This is a genomic window from Streptomyces sp. NPDC029296 (genome assembly GCF_055569255.1).
On record NZ_JBVHXT010000011.1, the window covers coordinates 132944 to 146208 of the forward strand.

The 13265-nt window shown below is 72.2% G+C and carries 16 protein-coding genes; 9 read left to right on the plus strand and 7 right to left on the minus strand.

Features of this window, described 5'->3' with window-relative positions:
- Positions 1-153 precede the first annotated feature (153 nt).
- Both ACZ4W9_RS12555 and ACZ4W9_RS12560 read left to right on the plus strand, forming a co-directional pair.
- On the plus strand, positions 154-288 hold the full coding sequence (locus tag ACZ4W9_RS12555; protein ID WP_467935112.1) for a hypothetical protein: 135 nt from the start codon (positions 154-156) through the stop codon (positions 286-288).
- A 70-nt stretch (positions 289-358) separates the two neighbouring features.
- Positions 359-721 (plus strand): DsrE family protein, encoded by a 363-nt coding sequence (locus ACZ4W9_RS12560; protein ID WP_467935113.1) that lies wholly within the window; start codon positions 359-361, stop codon positions 719-721.
- Positions 722-736: 15 nt separating this feature from the next.
- On the opposite strand, the gene ACZ4W9_RS12565 is transcribed toward ACZ4W9_RS12560, so the two are convergent.
- Positions 737-1000 carry a DUF3099 domain-containing protein gene (locus tag ACZ4W9_RS12565; RefSeq protein WP_467935115.1) on the minus strand — a complete coding sequence of 88 codons (264 nt, stop codon included), beginning with the start codon at positions 998-1000 and terminating at the stop codon, positions 737-739.
- A gap of 135 nt (positions 1001-1135) precedes the next feature.
- On the opposite strand from ACZ4W9_RS12565, the gene ACZ4W9_RS12570 reads away from it, so the two are divergent.
- The 5 genes from ACZ4W9_RS12570 (at position 1136) to besA (ending at position 5103) form a co-directional block, all read left to right on the plus strand.
- Positions 1136-1873 (plus strand): LmeA family phospholipid-binding protein, encoded by a 738-nt coding sequence (locus tag ACZ4W9_RS12570; protein WP_467935116.1) that lies wholly within the window; start codon positions 1136-1138, stop codon positions 1871-1873.
- Positions 1874-2097: 224 nt separating this feature from the next.
- On the plus strand, positions 2098-2205 hold the full coding sequence (locus ACZ4W9_RS12575; protein WP_351326910.1) for an Ms5788A family Cys-rich leader peptide: 108 nt from the start codon (positions 2098-2100) through the stop codon (positions 2203-2205).
- Between the two features lie 125 nt (positions 2206-2330).
- A complete protein-coding gene (locus tag ACZ4W9_RS12580) occupies positions 2331-3176 on the plus strand; it encodes a sulfurtransferase (RefSeq protein ID WP_467935117.1) in 846 nt (281 codons plus the stop codon).
- Between the two features lie 33 nt (positions 3177-3209).
- On the plus strand, positions 3210-3497 hold the full coding sequence (locus ACZ4W9_RS12585; protein WP_030792004.1) for a DUF1416 domain-containing protein: 288 nt from the start codon (positions 3210-3212) through the stop codon (positions 3495-3497).
- A gap of 211 nt (positions 3498-3708) precedes the next feature.
- Positions 3709-5103 carry an L-propargylglycine--L-glutamate ligase BesA gene (gene besA / locus ACZ4W9_RS12590; protein WP_467935119.1) on the plus strand — a complete coding sequence of 465 codons (1395 nt, stop codon included), beginning with the start codon at positions 3709-3711 and terminating at the stop codon, positions 5101-5103.
- 59 nt (positions 5104-5162) lie between these two features.
- On the opposite strand, the gene besB is transcribed toward besA, so the two are convergent.
- The 6 genes from besB to ACZ4W9_RS12620 all read right to left on the minus strand — a co-directional run bounded on the left by besB (position 5163) and on the right by ACZ4W9_RS12620 (position 11138).
- A complete protein-coding gene (gene besB, locus ACZ4W9_RS12595) occupies positions 5163-6713 on the minus strand; it encodes an L-2-amino-4-chloropent-4-enoate dechlorinase/desaturase BesB (protein WP_467935120.1) in 1551 nt (516 codons plus the stop codon).
- A complete protein-coding gene (besC, locus tag ACZ4W9_RS12600; RefSeq protein ID WP_467935121.1) occupies positions 6710-7477 on the minus strand; it encodes a 4-chloro-allylglycine synthase BesC in 768 nt (255 codons plus the stop codon). The genes besB and besC overlap by 4 nt, the downstream gene beginning before the upstream one ends.
- Before the next feature lie 92 nt (positions 7478-7569).
- Entirely contained in the window at positions 7570-8325 is a 756-nt protein-coding gene (gene besD, locus ACZ4W9_RS12605) for an L-lysine 4-chlorinase BesD (protein ID WP_467935123.1), read from the minus strand.
- Positions 8326-8669: 344 nt separating this feature from the next.
- Complete coding sequence (locus ACZ4W9_RS12610; protein WP_467935124.1) at positions 8670-9962, minus strand: hypothetical protein; 1293 nt, start codon at positions 9960-9962, stop codon at positions 8670-8672.
- Positions 9963-9964: 2 nt separating this feature from the next.
- Positions 9965-10219, minus strand: coding sequence for a MoaD/ThiS family protein (locus ACZ4W9_RS12615; RefSeq protein WP_318202714.1), 255 nt, complete (start codon positions 10217-10219; stop codon positions 9965-9967).
- A 55-nt stretch (positions 10220-10274) separates the two neighbouring features.
- Complete coding sequence (locus ACZ4W9_RS12620; protein WP_467935125.1) at positions 10275-11138, minus strand: alpha/beta hydrolase; 864 nt, start codon at positions 11136-11138, stop codon at positions 10275-10277.
- Positions 11139-11319: 181 nt separating this feature from the next.
- On the opposite strand from ACZ4W9_RS12620, the gene ACZ4W9_RS12625 reads away from it, so the two are divergent.
- Together ACZ4W9_RS12625 and ACZ4W9_RS12630 are read left to right on the plus strand one after the other, a co-directional pair.
- Entirely contained in the window at positions 11320-12099 is a 780-nt protein-coding gene (locus ACZ4W9_RS12625) for a response regulator transcription factor (protein ID WP_467935127.1), read from the plus strand.
- A gap of 105 nt (positions 12100-12204) precedes the next feature.
- Positions 12205-13230, plus strand: coding sequence for a LacI family DNA-binding transcriptional regulator (locus ACZ4W9_RS12630; RefSeq protein ID WP_467935128.1), 1026 nt, complete (start codon positions 12205-12207; stop codon positions 13228-13230).
- The last annotated feature ends 35 nt before the right edge of the window (positions 13231-13265 follow it).

Genomic DNA, 13265 nt, shown 5'->3' on the forward strand with positions numbered 1-13265 from the left:
GGATCTCAGCCGGCCGCCCGTGCCGGTGCCCGGCTGCCCTGTCTGCCTGGGGCTGGCCGAGCGGCGGGGCGTGGCGCGGGCGGAGTGCGACCGGAGCGCGGAGACCGACGCGAACGTGCTGCTCCGCCGGCACCTGCGGAAGGAGCACGGCGCATGAACCGCGACGCGCTGCCTTACGTACCCCGGCACCGGGCGCCTCTCGACCCCGCCTACGCCGTCACGCCGTTCCACCCGGGCACCGTGCCCGGCACCGGCGCGGGCGGCACCGGGTCGCCGGGGCCCGGGTGAGCGGCGCGCTCTGCCTGCTGTGTCTCGCCACGCCGGTCGTGGCGATCGTCCCCGCGACTACGCTTCCGGCATGACCAAGAAGCTCGTTATCAAGGTGACGGCCGGGGCGGACGCTCCCGAGCGGTGCTCGCAGGCGTTCACGGTCGCCGCCGTGGCCGTGGCCAGCGGGGTCGACGTGTCGCTGTGGCTGACCGGGGAGTCCTCGTGGTTCGCGCTGCCGGGGCGGGCGGCCGAGTTCGAGCTGCCGCACGCCGCGCCGCTGCCCGACCTGATCGACTCAATCCTCGCGGCCGGGCGGATCACGCTGTGCACGCAGTGCGCCGCCCGCAGGGAGATCACCGAGAAGGACGTCATCGAGGGCGTGCGGATCGCGGGCGCGCAGGTGTTCGTGCAGGAGGCCCTCGGCGACGACACCCAGGCGCTCGTCTACTGACGCGCCGGGCCGCCCTCAGGGGCGGGGGCGCTTCCTGCCGTCCAGCTCGTCCCACCACTCGTCCGACTCCGGGTCGCCCGAGGGATCGTCCCACCAGCGGTCCTCCGGTCCGCGCCGGTTGGCGACCATCGCGGCGACCGGCGGGATGACCATGGCCACCACGCACAGGCCCACGGCCGCGGGCACCGACCAGATGCGTACGACCCCCCAGGCCAGGACGAAGAGGCCGATACACGTCCCCATCATGGCGAAGTAGAGATGCCGTCGCCGGGCGTACATAGCTCCAGAGTAGGGCCGGCCGGCCCTGTCACAACTGATCCACAATTCCCCGACGGCCGGCCCGGCGGGGTTACCGTGGCGTATCCGTACCGGACGCCCGTCACCACCGCCGCCACCACCGATCCGAGGGAACCCATGCGAGGCCTGCGCATACTGCTGATCGTCATCGTGATCCTGGGCGCGCTGTTCGTGGTCGCGGACCGGGTCGCCGTGCACTTCGCCGAGGGCGAGGCCGCGGACAAGCTGAAGGCGAACGAACAGCTGACCGCCACCCCGGACGTGGACATCAAGGGCTTTCCGTTCCTCACCCAGCTCGCGGGCGGTTCCCTGGACGACGTCGAGGTCGGGATCGACGAGTACGACGCGGCCACCGGCAAGGCCGGCCAGACGATCCGGGTCGAGGACCTGAAGGCCCACATGAAGGGCGTGGAGTTCTCCGGGGACTACAGCTCCGCCACCGCGGCCACCGCGACCGGCACGGGGACGGTCTCGTACGCCGAGCTGCTGAAGACCGCCAAGTCGGAGCCGACCCAGGTGACGCCGGGGGCCAGCGCCCGGGTCACCGGGCTCTCCGACGGAGGCAACGGCAAGATCAAGGTGGCCGTGGAGCTGTCCGCGCCGGCCCTCGGGATCAAGCAGACGGTGTCCGTGCTCAGCTCGGTGGGCGTGGTGGACGGCAAGGTCGAGGTGCACGCGGACTCGCTGCCCAGCCTGGCCGGCGCCGCGATCGCCGAGGACCGCATCCGCACGATCACCGACTTCCAGCAGGCCATCGACCAGCTGCCCGGCGGGATCAAGCTGGACAAGGTACAGGCGGCGCCGGAGGGCGTCGAGATCAGCGTGAAGGGTTCGGACGTCCGGCTGGCGGGGTAGGCGCCCGGGACCCGGGACGAACAGCGGACGTCCCGTGATGGACAGCGGGCGTCCGACTGGCGAGACGGCCGCGTCCGCCCCGTAGCCGCACCCGCGTGCGCGAGCGTCCGGCGGGCCCCCCGGGGTCGGCCGGGCGCTCTTCTCGTACCGCCATGCGGACGATCGCGTCTCGCCATGTGACACGGCGGTGACACGCCCGCCCCGTCGTCCCTACGATCGGCCCCATGCGGTACTCGACGAGCGTCCTCCGGCCGCGGGGACAAGCGGATCTCACTAAGCGGCGGGCAGTGGACCTGTGCCGCGTGGCCGCCATGCTCTGTCGCCCCTTCTGAGCGGAAGCCCCGGCTCCCGCGTCCCTCATCCGCCCTGCCGTCAGGGCATCCGTGTGCCGCTCGGGCACCGAGCGCACCCCTCTCTATACGCACGCCCCGCCGCGACTGCCCCGGAGGAGAAGAGCATGAGCCGCAGCGACGTCCTGGTCGACGCCGACTGGCTCCAGGAGCACCTGGACGACCCGACCATCGCCATCGTGGAAGTGGACGAGGACACGTCCGCCTACGAGAAGAACCACATCAAGAACGCGATCCGCATCGACTGGACCAAGGACCTCCAGGACCCGGTCCGCCGTGACTTCGTCGACCAGGAGGGCTTCGAGAAGCTCCTGTCGGAGAAGGGCATCGCCAACGACCACACGGTGGTCCTCTACGGCGGCAACAACAACTGGTTCGCGTCCTACGCCTACTGGTACTTCAAGCTCTACGGCCACGAGAACGTCAAGCTCCTCGACGGCGGCCGCAAGAAGTGGGAGCTGGACGCCCGCGAGCTGGTGGCCGGCGACGAGGTGCCGGAGCGCCCGAAGACCCGGTACCAGGCCAAGCCGCAGGACACCTCGATCCGTGCCTTCCGCGACGACGTCGTGGCGGCCATCGGCGCGCAGAACCTGGTCGACGTGCGCTCGCCCGACGAGTTCTCCGGCAAGCTGCTCGCCCCGGCCCACCTGCCGCAGGAGCAGTCGCAGCGTCCGGGCCACGTGCCGAGCGCGCGGAACATCCCGTGGTCGAAGAACGCCAACGATGACGGCACCTTCAAGTCGGACGAGGAGCTGAAGGCCCTCTACACCGAGGAGAACGTCGACCTCGCCAAGGACACGATCGCCTACTGCCGCATCGGTGAGCGCTCGGCCCTGACCTGGTTCGTGCTGCACGAGCTGCTGGGCGTGGAGAACGTCAAGAACTACGACGGCTCCTGGACCGAGTACGGCTCCCTGGTCGGCGTGCCGATCGAGCTCGGCGCCAACAAGTAAGTCCGCCCCCCTCAAACCCCTCAGGAGTACGACATGTGCGGAGCGAAGGCCGGCGGCCCGGACGCCTCGGCGATCAAGCCCGGTGAGACCACGATCCAGGGTCAGGTGACCCGCGACGGCGAGCCGGTGACCGGTTACGTCCGGCTGCTGGACTCGACCGGCGAGTTCACCGCGGAGGTCCCCACCTCCGCGACCGGCCAGTTCCGTTTCTACGCGGCCGAGGGCACGTGGACGGTGCGCGCCCTGGTGCCGGGCGCGACCGCGGACCGTACGGTCGTCGCCCAGAAGGGCGGGCTCGCGGAGGTCGCCATCGCGGTCTGAGCGCGCTGGACCGGGCCCGTACCGACAGGGCTCACCGTGACGGCTGAAGGGCCGCATCCCCGGGGTTGGACGCCGGCGGGGATGCGGCCCTTCGGCATATGCCACACGAAAGCGTGAATGTGGAATACGGGCATGACGGAGTGAATTCCGAGCGCCACCGGAACGGGCGATTCCACTACCATTCCCCGGACGCCACCCCTAATCTCCCCGTATGGCAGATTCCGGTGACACGCAGATCCTGATCTACGCGCTCAACTACGCCGATCGCATGCTGGAAGAGGTGCCGTATCTGCGTTACTCCGCCGAGCGGAGCCTGGGTTATCTGTGGAGCCTGAAGGACCCGGAGCAAAGAGCCGTCGTCGTCACCTCGGAACCCGTCGACCCCTACACCCTCGAATACCATTTCCGTGATGTTTTCGGTTTTGACGACCGGATGATCGTAAGCGCCCGCGAGCGGCTGACCCTGCTCACCCCCGACGCCCGCCGGCCGCGCCCGCTGGACGACCTGGTCCTCGGCGACGACGGCCTCGTGGCCGCTTTGCGGGACGCGGCCGGCAAGACCGCGCGGGCCGGGATCGTGCACTTCATGGCGTCCGAGGCGCTGGACGAACTGGCCCGCAGGACCGGGGCCGAGCCGGACGAGGGCCACGCCTCCCTGGTCACCCGCTGGGGCGGCAAAGCGGGCAGCAAGGAGATCCTGCTGCGGGCCGGTGTGCCGGTGCCCGGCGGCGGGGCCGAGGCGCTGCGCAGCGAGGCGGAGGTGGACGCCGCGATCCGGCGACTGGCCGGCGGACCGGACCGGCCCCGGCACGTGCTGGTCAAGGTCAGCGCGAGCACCTGGGCGGCCTCGGTCGGCAATGTGCTGATCGACTGCCGGAAGTACGCCGGCACCGGGGACCTGCTCGGCTCGGCCGAGGTGATCCGGATGTCCGCCGAGGAGTTCCACCGGGAGCTGGCCGGCGAGGGCGTGATCGTGGAGGAGTTCCTGGAGGACGTCGCCTCCTCCCCCAGCGGCCAGGGCCGCATCCGCGCCGACGGCACGGTGAAGGTGCTCGCCTGCCACGACCAGGTGCTCTCCGGGGGCCAGTACTGGGGCTGCCGGTACCCGGCCGAGGAGCGGTGGCAGGCCGCCATCACGGACGCGGTGGCCCGGACCGGCGAGGTGCTCGCCTCGCTCGGCCACCGGGGCAGCTTCGGCGTGGACTTCGTGATCGCCGGGGAGCGCGGCCCGCTCGCCGTGGAGATCAATCTGCGCAAGGTCGGCCCCAGCCACGTCCTGCGCTACGCGGAGGCCCTGGTCGGCCGGGAGGTGGACGCGGACGGGCGGCTGCGCCGGCCGGACGGGCAGGCCATGTGCTACGTCCACGGCCGGATCCTCGACCCCGGCGCGCTGGGCCGTCTCGACCCGGAGAGCGCCGTGGCCCGGTTGCGCGCCGAGGACCTGCTGTACCGCCGGGACCGGGGCGAGGGCGTCGCGCTGCACGTCCTGGGCGCGCTGAAGACGTGCGGTTTCGTGGAACTCACCGCGCTGGCGCCCACGTTCGAGGCGGCCGAGCGCTACAGCGAGGCCGCGCGGACCGTCCTGCTCGCCCCCGCCGCCGGCTGACCGGCCGAGAGCGGGGCGGGTCCCGGGGACCCGCCCCGCCTCCTTCCCCGGCGCGCCGGTCAGCCGGGCCGCAGGGCCCGTTCGAAGGTCTCCACCACCGCCTGGGGCGGCTCGGTGCCGACGGAGACCCGCAGCATGTCCCGGTGCAGCCCGCGCTCGCGCAGCGCGGCCCGCCCCCGGGCGGTGGTGAGCAGGTCGTAGTGGGCGATGAAGACCTGCGGGGACGCCATGGTGAACTCCGCGCCGAAGCTGGGCCCCTTGGCCACCGCGAGCCGGTCGTAGACCTGCTCCAGCGGGACCTTGAGATCCACCATGAGCAGTCCGCCGGGACCGCCGGCGTCCCGGGCCACCTTGCGGTAGTTGGCGGCGGAGCGGGCATCGAGCGGCCAGCCGGTGCCGCGGACCACGTCCGGGTGGCGGTCCAGGCACTCGACGAGGGCGAGGGCGCCCGCGTTCACCCGTTCCATCCGCTCGGCGTAGCCGCGGATACGGGCGGCCACCCGGGCCGTGTCCCGGCGGTAGGGCTCGTCGCCGTACCGCGGCAGCACGGACAGCAGGTCCCGCGCGAACGGGGAGCCGGGCGCGACCACCACCGCGCCCATCAGCACGTCGGCGGAGCCGGTGGCGTACTTGGTCAGGCTCTCGCAGACCACGTCGGCGTACGGCACCACGTCGACGTTGTGCGGGGTGGCGATCGTCGCGTCGACGACGAGGGCGCAGCCGGCCCGGTCGGCGATCTCGCGCAGCGCCGGCAGGTCGGGGACGCTCAGCCCGGGGTTGCTCGGGATCTCCGCGACGATGCCGGCCAGTTCGCCCGCGTGCGCGGCGGCGACCCGGGCGACCTCCGCCAGGTCGAAGGGGTCGGGGACGGTGGTGTGCTCGGCGTCCACGACCTTCTTCTCGAACAGGTGCATGGTGTCGAAGAAGATCCAGCCGAGCTGGAGCCAGCGGCGCCGCCCGCTGTCCCGCTGGATCTCCGTGACCGCCTCGATGGCCGCCGCCACCGCGTTCATGCCGCTGTTGCGCAGCGCCACGTACTGCGGGCCGGGCACGCCGTAGGCGTCGGCGAGGGCCGCCGCGACGGCCGCGCCGGGCGACTCGTCCGCCGTCTCCTCGGGCTGCCGGCCGTCGATCAGGCCCGCGTCCCACAGCACGTCCTCCGCCTGCCGGGAGGACAGGTGGCCGCCGGTGTGCATGACGTGGGCCCGCGCCCGCGCCGCCTCCGGTCCCCGGGCGGGCAGCCGCACCCCGGACAGGACGTGTCCGCCGAGGGTGAGGTCGCGCACCGCGTCGGGCGGCAGGCCCGCGTAGGCCGCGGCGGCCCGCGCGGCGCGCGCCGAGCGGGTCGGCAGCAGCGCCCCGCCCGGCTCCCCGTCCTCCCGGGCGGCCAGCTCCGCCACCCGGGCCACGTACGGGTGGGGCCTGAAGCGCGGGTAGCCCCAGGAGATGCGGCTCAGGGTGGCCGGGTCGTGCGACTCGTAGCCGATGACCGAGGCCACGTCGGGGATGGAGACGGACACCGAGTGCACGGACCCGGGGACGGGCCGGCCGGCGGCGATGTGCCGCAGGCCGTCGGCCGGCCCGGTGGTGCCGGATGCCGCTGGGCTCATGCGTCGAGGCCCACGAGCCGCTGCACGCCGTCCCAGTAGTCCTCCACCAGCCCGAGGAACTCGTAGGCGCCCGACTCGAACTCGGCGCGGGTGGCGGCCGAGTGGACGTAGGGGGCGATGGCGTTGAAGACGGAGTTGCTGTGCCCGACCTCGACGTCGATGTGCAGCTGCCAGAAGTGGCGCAGGTCGTCGTCGTAGCCCTGGTTGCGCAGCCCGTCGTTGATCTTCGAGACCATGATGGACGACATGGTCTCGTCGGCGTAGAGCGCGCCGAGGGCCTTGTGGATCGGCGACTCGGTGTACAGGACCCGGATGCCGTCGTTGAGCCGCTTGGTGACGTCCAGCGGTTCGTAGCCGTCCAGGTGCTCCTTGTCGATGCCGATCCGGGCGAGGAAGTCGGCGAAGAGCGTGGAGTGCGTGACCTCGCCGCCGACCTCGTCCGCCACGTTCAGGATGATCTCCCGCAGGATCATCTCGTCGCGCGTCTTGACCGCCATTCCCGTGATGTAGAAGGGGAGGTAGCGGAAGAAGTAGTAGCACTCGCTGAACATCAGGCGCTCCTGCTCGGGGGTGAGCGCCGTGGTGCGGTACGCGTTCAGGTACGGGTGCTCGACGCCCCGGTGCGAGGCGATCTTCGCGAGCACGCCGTCCAGGTAGTCCTTGACCTCCGGGTCCTGCACGGCGATCCGCCGGCGGATTCCCGGCTCCACGTGGTCGAAGTGGTCCGTCAGCGGCTTGGCTTCGGGGGTGTTCAGATCCGTCATGGTGGTCCCTCGTCGCGGGAGAAAGCTGGGCAAAGCAGGGGAAAGCGGAGAGGTGTGTCAGGTCCTGGCCGGGCCGGGGGAACGGGTGCCGGTCACTCCTCCAGGGCGGCGGCGGCCGGCACGTCGGCGTCCTCCCACCAGCGGTCGTCGCCCTGGAGCTCGCGCCGCAGGTCCCGCTCGCCCGCCCACGTCATGTTGAGGATGATGCGGGTGGTGTCCTCGCGCAGCGGAATCGTGCGGTGGAGCGTGGTGTCGGTGCGCAGGAAATACACGTCGCCCGACAGGAAGTGGTACGTGTGGATGGGGTTGTCGACCAGGTACTGGTGGATCTGCGGGTCGTCCTTGTTCCATTCCGTGTGCGGCACGCACTGGAGCATGCCGCCGATTTCTATGGGCGGCGCTTGGAGGACCCATATCAGGGCGAAGCTGAAATCGCCCCAGTGCCAGCCGTGCGTGTCCCCGCTCCGTTCCTGCCGGGTGATGAGGAATTCCTCGTCGGCCTTGGGGCAGGGGTGGAGTTTCTCGCCGGCTATGCGCTCCAGCGCGCCGAGCAGTTCCGGATTCGCGTAGATCGAGGTGACCAGTTCGCTGTTTCCGGCGATCGTCTCGCTCTGCACCACGGACATCGAGCGGCGGGTGTAGCCGGTGGTCTGGAGGCGGAGGTCGCGCCGCTCGGCGTATTTCTCCAGCAGCCGGTCCGCCTCGGCCCGTACGCTTTTGCGGGTCTCTTCTCGGATCAGATCGGTGACGGTGACGATGCCGTACCGGTGGTAGTGGTGCGCCAGGCGGCGGATGGCGCTCGGCTCCAGGGGGTTGACGACAGTGCTTTCCTGCCCATTGCTGCTCACGGTGATCTCCCATGCTCGGCTGGGGATTACGTGTTCGGCGAAGACGACGCGCGTCTGGGCCCGGTGAAGACTCCTGAAGAGGCTAGATAGGGGTCAGAGCCTGATCAACGGTTGCCGATCCGGAAGGCACGTTTTACGGCCAAGAGCATCTGCCGGAACCGTGACGATCAGGGAAAACGCAGGCCGGCGGGCCGACGGCGCGGAATTGGATCTCCGGGGGAATTCCCCGAACCGCCGGCCGGTCCGCACGGGCGGCAACCCCTGGGCCGGGAGGGGGCCGTGTGGCCGGGTGGATTGGCCCGATGCCTACCGGCCCCATATGCCCACGGCACGGGCGGGCCGGGCTAGCCCAGCGCGCGGCCCAGCGCCCACACCACGGGGGCCGCCGCCGACAGCGGCAGGGCGACGCCCGCCGTGAAGTGCACGAACCGGGACGGGTAGTCGTAGCTCGCCACCCGGTGGCCGATCAGGGCGCACACCCCGGCCGCCGCGCCGAGGACGGCGCCCTGGGAGCCGAGGCCGGTCATGCCGCCCGCCACGACGCCCGCGCCCGCCGCCGCGAGCAGCGCGGCCACGACCCGGGCCGGGACCGGCAGGGGCAGGGCGCGGGCCACGACCGCCGCCGCGACGGCCGCCGCGCCCACCGACACCTCGTGCGCGCCCGCGGCCAGATAGCCGGTGGCCAGCACCGCGAGGGCCGCCGAGACGATCGTGGCCATCAGGCCGCTGAGCCGCTCGTCGGGCGAGGCGTGCGAGCGCAGCTGGAGGACGAGGGAGAGCAGCACCCACAGGCCGAGCGAGCCGAGGATGGCCACCAGGGCGTGGTCGCGCCCGGCCGCGAGGACCGCCGCGTCGGCCGTCAGCGCGCCCGCGAAGGCCAGCGCGATGCCCTGCCGGGCGGGCCACATGCCGTTCAGCCGGAACCAGCCCGCGGCCGTCACCGCCTGGAGCACCACGAGCGGCACGACCAGGGCGTACGACGCGACGGGCGCCGCCGCGGCCAGCAGCAGGCCCAGCAGCGCGGTGAGCGCGGCCGGCTGCATGCCGGGCGCGATGATCGGCGAACGTCCCTCCAGGCGGGCCCGCTGCGCGTCGGTGATCCGGGCGTTGCCGGCGAGGGTGGCCGGGCCGTAGGCGGGCTCGTCGGCCGACTCGGCGCCCTCGGCCGCGACGGGGGCGGCCGGTGCGGGCACCGGGGCCGGGGCGGGAGTCGCCGCCGGGGCCGGTCCGGATCCCTGAGCAGGGGCGTACGCCTCGGCGTACGAATCGTTGCGCGCCCCGGTGTGCATACCGGCGTGCGCCCCTTCATACGCTCCCGCGTACGGGTCCGCGTACTGCTGGGCCTGCTGCGGCTGCCGGTACTGCGGCTGGGGCTGCTGGTACTGCGGTTCCTGGTACTGCGGCCGAGGCTCCTGGTACCGCGCCTGCGGCTCCTGGTAGTACGGCTGCTGGTACGGCGTCTGTTCCGCCGGCACCGCCGGGTGCGTCTGGGTCTCCCAGGTCTGGCCCTGCCACTGCTGGGTCGTCTCGGGATCGTGCCCGTACTGCTCCTCGTGTCCGGGCCACTGCTGCGGGGGCTGCTGCTGATAGGGGTCGTGGCCCTGGTAGGGGCCGCCCTCGTACGGCTGGTCGGTCATGCTCACCCTCCTGCGAACGGCGGGAGCACCTCGACCGTGCCGCCGTCGGCCAGCCGTACCGTCTCATGCGCGCGGGTCCCGACGGGATCGCCGTCGACGAGGAAGGAGCAACGCTGGAGCACGCGGGTGAGTTCACCGGGGTGGCGTGCGCGGACGGCGGCCAGCGCACCGGCCAGCGTGTCCGCCTCGTACGGCTCCTCGGCGACCTCGGCGGCGGCCTTGGCGGCGGCCCAGTAGCGGACCGTGACCTTGGGCATCTGAATCCTCAATCGACGGCAAGAACGAGAAAAGTCAAAGACAGTGTGAGTCAGGCTAGCCCGCCGCCGACACCGCCCAGTCCCCGATCCGGGCCACCAGGGCGTCGTCCGCCGCGTGCTCGGCGTGGCCCATGCCCGCCTCGATCCACAGTTCGCCGTGGTCGCCGGCCGCCTCGGCGAGCATCCGGGGGTGGTCCAGCGGGAAGTAGCCGTCGCGGTCGCCGTGCACGAGGAGCAGCGGGGTCGGGGCGATCCGGGGGACGGCCTGCACCGGGGAGAGCGGGACCGGGTCCCAGTCGCGGTGGTGGATGCGGGTGCGCAGGCCGTAGCGCCCGACCAGGCGGCCCTCGGGGCGGGTGACCAGCCAGTGCAGCCGGCGCATGGGGGCGGTGCCCCGGTAGTACCAGCGGGCGGGCGCGCTCACCGCGACCACGGCGTCCATCGTGCCGGGGTGCAGCGCCGCGTGCCGCAGGACCACCGAGCCGCCCATGGAGAAGCCGACGGTGACCACGCGCGCGTGCCCGAGACGGCGGGCCCACTCCACGGCGGCGGCGAGGTCCAGCACCTCCTTGTCGCCGACGGTGGACCGGCCGCCGGAGCGTCCGTGGCCCCGGAAGGAGAAGGTGACGACCGCTCCGCGGCCGCGCAGCACGCCGGCCACCCGGCGCACGTGCGGCCGGTCCACGTCCCCGGTGAAGCCGTGGGCGATCACGAACGCGAGATCGCGGGAGCCCGGAGCAGCGGCTGCCAAAGGGCCGGCAAAGCCTTCGTATACGGCACCGGCGCCCGGATCGTATACGGATTCGACCGGCACGCCGTCTGCCGTGCGGAGAAAGACCCGGACCTGGCCACTTCCGGCCGTCCCGTAATCCGGACGATCGGTGGGACGGGCCGCATCACCTGCCGGTCGGTTGTTCATGTGGGCTATTCTGCTGGGCAGAGGACTCGGGCAGCGTAGCCCCCGGGTCCTTTTGTGCTTTCGGAAGCGTTGTATACGAGCGGGATTCCCCAGGGTCCCGCGGGTGTACGGGGCCTTCGGGATCGCAGAGCAGTGCCCGTCCGCACAGCGTCCTCGCAGGGACCGAGGAGGAACCAGACGTATGAGTTCTCTGCTGCTCCTGACCAACGCCCTTCAACCGTCGACAGAGGTGCTGCCCGCCCTCGGTCTGCTCCTGCACAACGTGCGGGTGGCCCCGGCGGAGGGCCCCGCGCTGGTCGACACGCCGGGTGCCGACGTCATCCTCGTCGACGGCCGCCGCGACCTGCCCCAGGTGCGCAGCCTGTGCCAGCTGCTGCGCTCCACCGGCCCCGGCTGTCCGCTGGTCCTCGTCGTCACCGAGGGCGGCCTCGCCGCCGTCACCGCCGACTGGGGCATCGACGACGTCCTGCTCGACACCGCCGGTCCCGCCGAGGTCGAGGCCAGACTGCGCCTCGCCATGGGCCGCCAGCAGATCGTCAACGACGACTCCCCCATGGAGATCCGCAACGGCGACCTGTCCGTGGACGAGGCCACCTACTCCGCCAAGCTCAAGGGCCGGGTCCTGGACCTGACCTTCAAGGAGTTCGAGCTGCTCAAATACCTCGCGCAGCACCCGGGCCGGGTCTTCACCCGCGCCCAGCTGCTCCAGGAGGTGTGGGGCTACGACTACTTCGGCGGCACCCGGACGGTCGACGTGCACGTACGGCGGCTGCGGGCCAAGCTCGGCCCGGAGCACGAGTCGCTGATCGGCACCGTCCGGAACGTCGGTTACCGGTTCGTCACGCCCGAGAAGACCGACCGGTCGGCCGAGGAGGCCAAGGGCAAGGCCGCGCGGGCGAAGGCGGAACAGGCGGGCGCGACCGCCGTGCCCACCGGTGCCGAGGTGCACGCCGAGGCCTGACCGGTCCCCGGGCACCGCCCGGGCGGGGCCCGGCCGCCGCCGGGTCTCCTGGCCGCCTGGTGATACGCCCTGCCCAGAAGGGGTCCATCCGCGTAGACTCCGCGCGTGGCCAAGGTGACTCGGGATGACGTGGCACGGCTGGCTGGGACCTCCACCGCCGTCGTCAGTTATGTCATCAACAACGGACCCCGGCCGGTCGCCCCGGCCACGCGCGAGCGCGTCCTCGCCGCGATCAAGGAACTGGGGTACCGGCCCGACCGGGTGGCGCAGGCCATGGCCTCCCGCCGCACCGACCTCATAGGACTGATCATCCCCGACGCCCGCCAGCCGTTCTTCGGCGAGATGGCGCACGCGGTCGAGCAGGCAGCCTCCGAGCGCGGGAAGATGGTGCTGGTCGGCAACACCGACTACATCGGCGAGCGCGAGGTGCACTATCTGCGCGCCTTCCTCGGGATGCGGGTCTCGGGCCTGATCCTCGTCTCCCACGCGCTGAACGACCTCGCCGCCGCCGAGATCGACGCCTGGGACGCCCGGATCGTGCTGCTGCACGAGCGGCCGGAGGCCATCGACGACGTGGCCGTGGTGACGGACGACCTCGGCGGCGCCCAGCTCGCGGTCAGGCACCTGCTGGAACACGGCTACGACTACGTGGCCTGCATGGGCGGCACCGCGCAGACCCCGGCCGTCGGCGACCCGGTCTCCGACCACGTCGAGGGCTGGAAGCGGGCCATGGCGGAGGCGGGGCTGCCCATCGAGGGCCGGCTGTTCGAGGCGCCGTACAACCGCTACGACGCCTATCGCGTCGCCCTGGACATCCTCGCCGGGCCCCGGCGCCCGCCGGCGGTCTTCTGCTCCACTGACGACCAGGCCATCGGTCTGCTGCGGGCCGCGCGCGAGCTGCGCATCGACGTGCCGGGCGAGCTGGGGGTGGCCGGGTTCGACGACATCAAGGAGGCCGCGCTCGCCGATCCGCCGCTGACCACGGTGGCCTCCGACCGGTCGGCGATGGCCCGGGCGGCGGTCGACCTGGTGCTGGACGACGGTCTGCGCGTGGCGGGCTCCCGCCGGGAGCGGCTGAAGACGTTCCCGTCCCGCCTGGTGGTACGCCAGAGCTGCGGGTGCGAGGGCTGAGGGACACGCCTCCCTCCCCGTCTTCATATCGGGCA

Excerpts from the sequence above, each read along its gene's own strand:
- ACZ4W9_RS12560 (WP_467935113.1), top strand. The coding sequence starts at position 359 with ATGACCAAGAAGCTCGTTATCAAGGTGACGGCCGGGGCGGACGCTCCC.
- ACZ4W9_RS12555 (WP_467935112.1), top strand. The coding sequence starts at position 154 with ATGAACCGCGACGCGCTGCCTTACGTACCCCGGCACCGGGCGCCTCTC.
- ACZ4W9_RS12610 (WP_467935124.1), bottom strand. The coding sequence starts at position 9,962 with ATGACCGACCAGCCGTACGAGGGCGGCCCCTACCAGGGCCACGACCCC.
- besB (WP_467935120.1), bottom strand. The coding sequence starts at position 6,713 with ATGAGCCCAGCGGCATCCGGCACCACCGGGCCGGCCGACGGCCTGCGG.
- ACZ4W9_RS12620 (WP_467935125.1), bottom strand. The coding sequence starts at position 11,138 with ATGAACAACCGACCGGCAGGTGATGCGGCCCGTCCCACCGATCGTCCG.
- besA (WP_467935119.1), top strand. The coding sequence starts at position 3,709 with ATGGCAGATTCCGGTGACACGCAGATCCTGATCTACGCGCTCAACTAC.
- ACZ4W9_RS12625 (WP_467935127.1), top strand. The coding sequence starts at position 11,320 with ATGAGTTCTCTGCTGCTCCTGACCAACGCCCTTCAACCGTCGACAGAG.
- ACZ4W9_RS12615 (WP_318202714.1), bottom strand. The coding sequence starts at position 10,219 with ATGCCCAAGGTCACGGTCCGCTACTGGGCCGCCGCCAAGGCCGCCGCC.
- besC (WP_467935121.1), bottom strand. The coding sequence starts at position 7,477 with ATGACGGATCTGAACACCCCCGAAGCCAAGCCGCTGACGGACCACTTC.
- ACZ4W9_RS12580 (WP_467935117.1), top strand. The coding sequence starts at position 2,331 with ATGAGCCGCAGCGACGTCCTGGTCGACGCCGACTGGCTCCAGGAGCAC.
- ACZ4W9_RS12565 (WP_467935115.1), bottom strand. The coding sequence starts at position 1,000 with ATGTACGCCCGGCGACGGCATCTCTACTTCGCCATGATGGGGACGTGT.
- ACZ4W9_RS12585 (WP_030792004.1), top strand. The coding sequence starts at position 3,210 with ATGTGCGGAGCGAAGGCCGGCGGCCCGGACGCCTCGGCGATCAAGCCC.
- ACZ4W9_RS12570 (WP_467935116.1), top strand. The coding sequence starts at position 1,136 with ATGCGAGGCCTGCGCATACTGCTGATCGTCATCGTGATCCTGGGCGCG.
- ACZ4W9_RS12575 (WP_351326910.1), top strand. The coding sequence starts at position 2,098 with ATGCGGTACTCGACGAGCGTCCTCCGGCCGCGGGGACAAGCGGATCTC.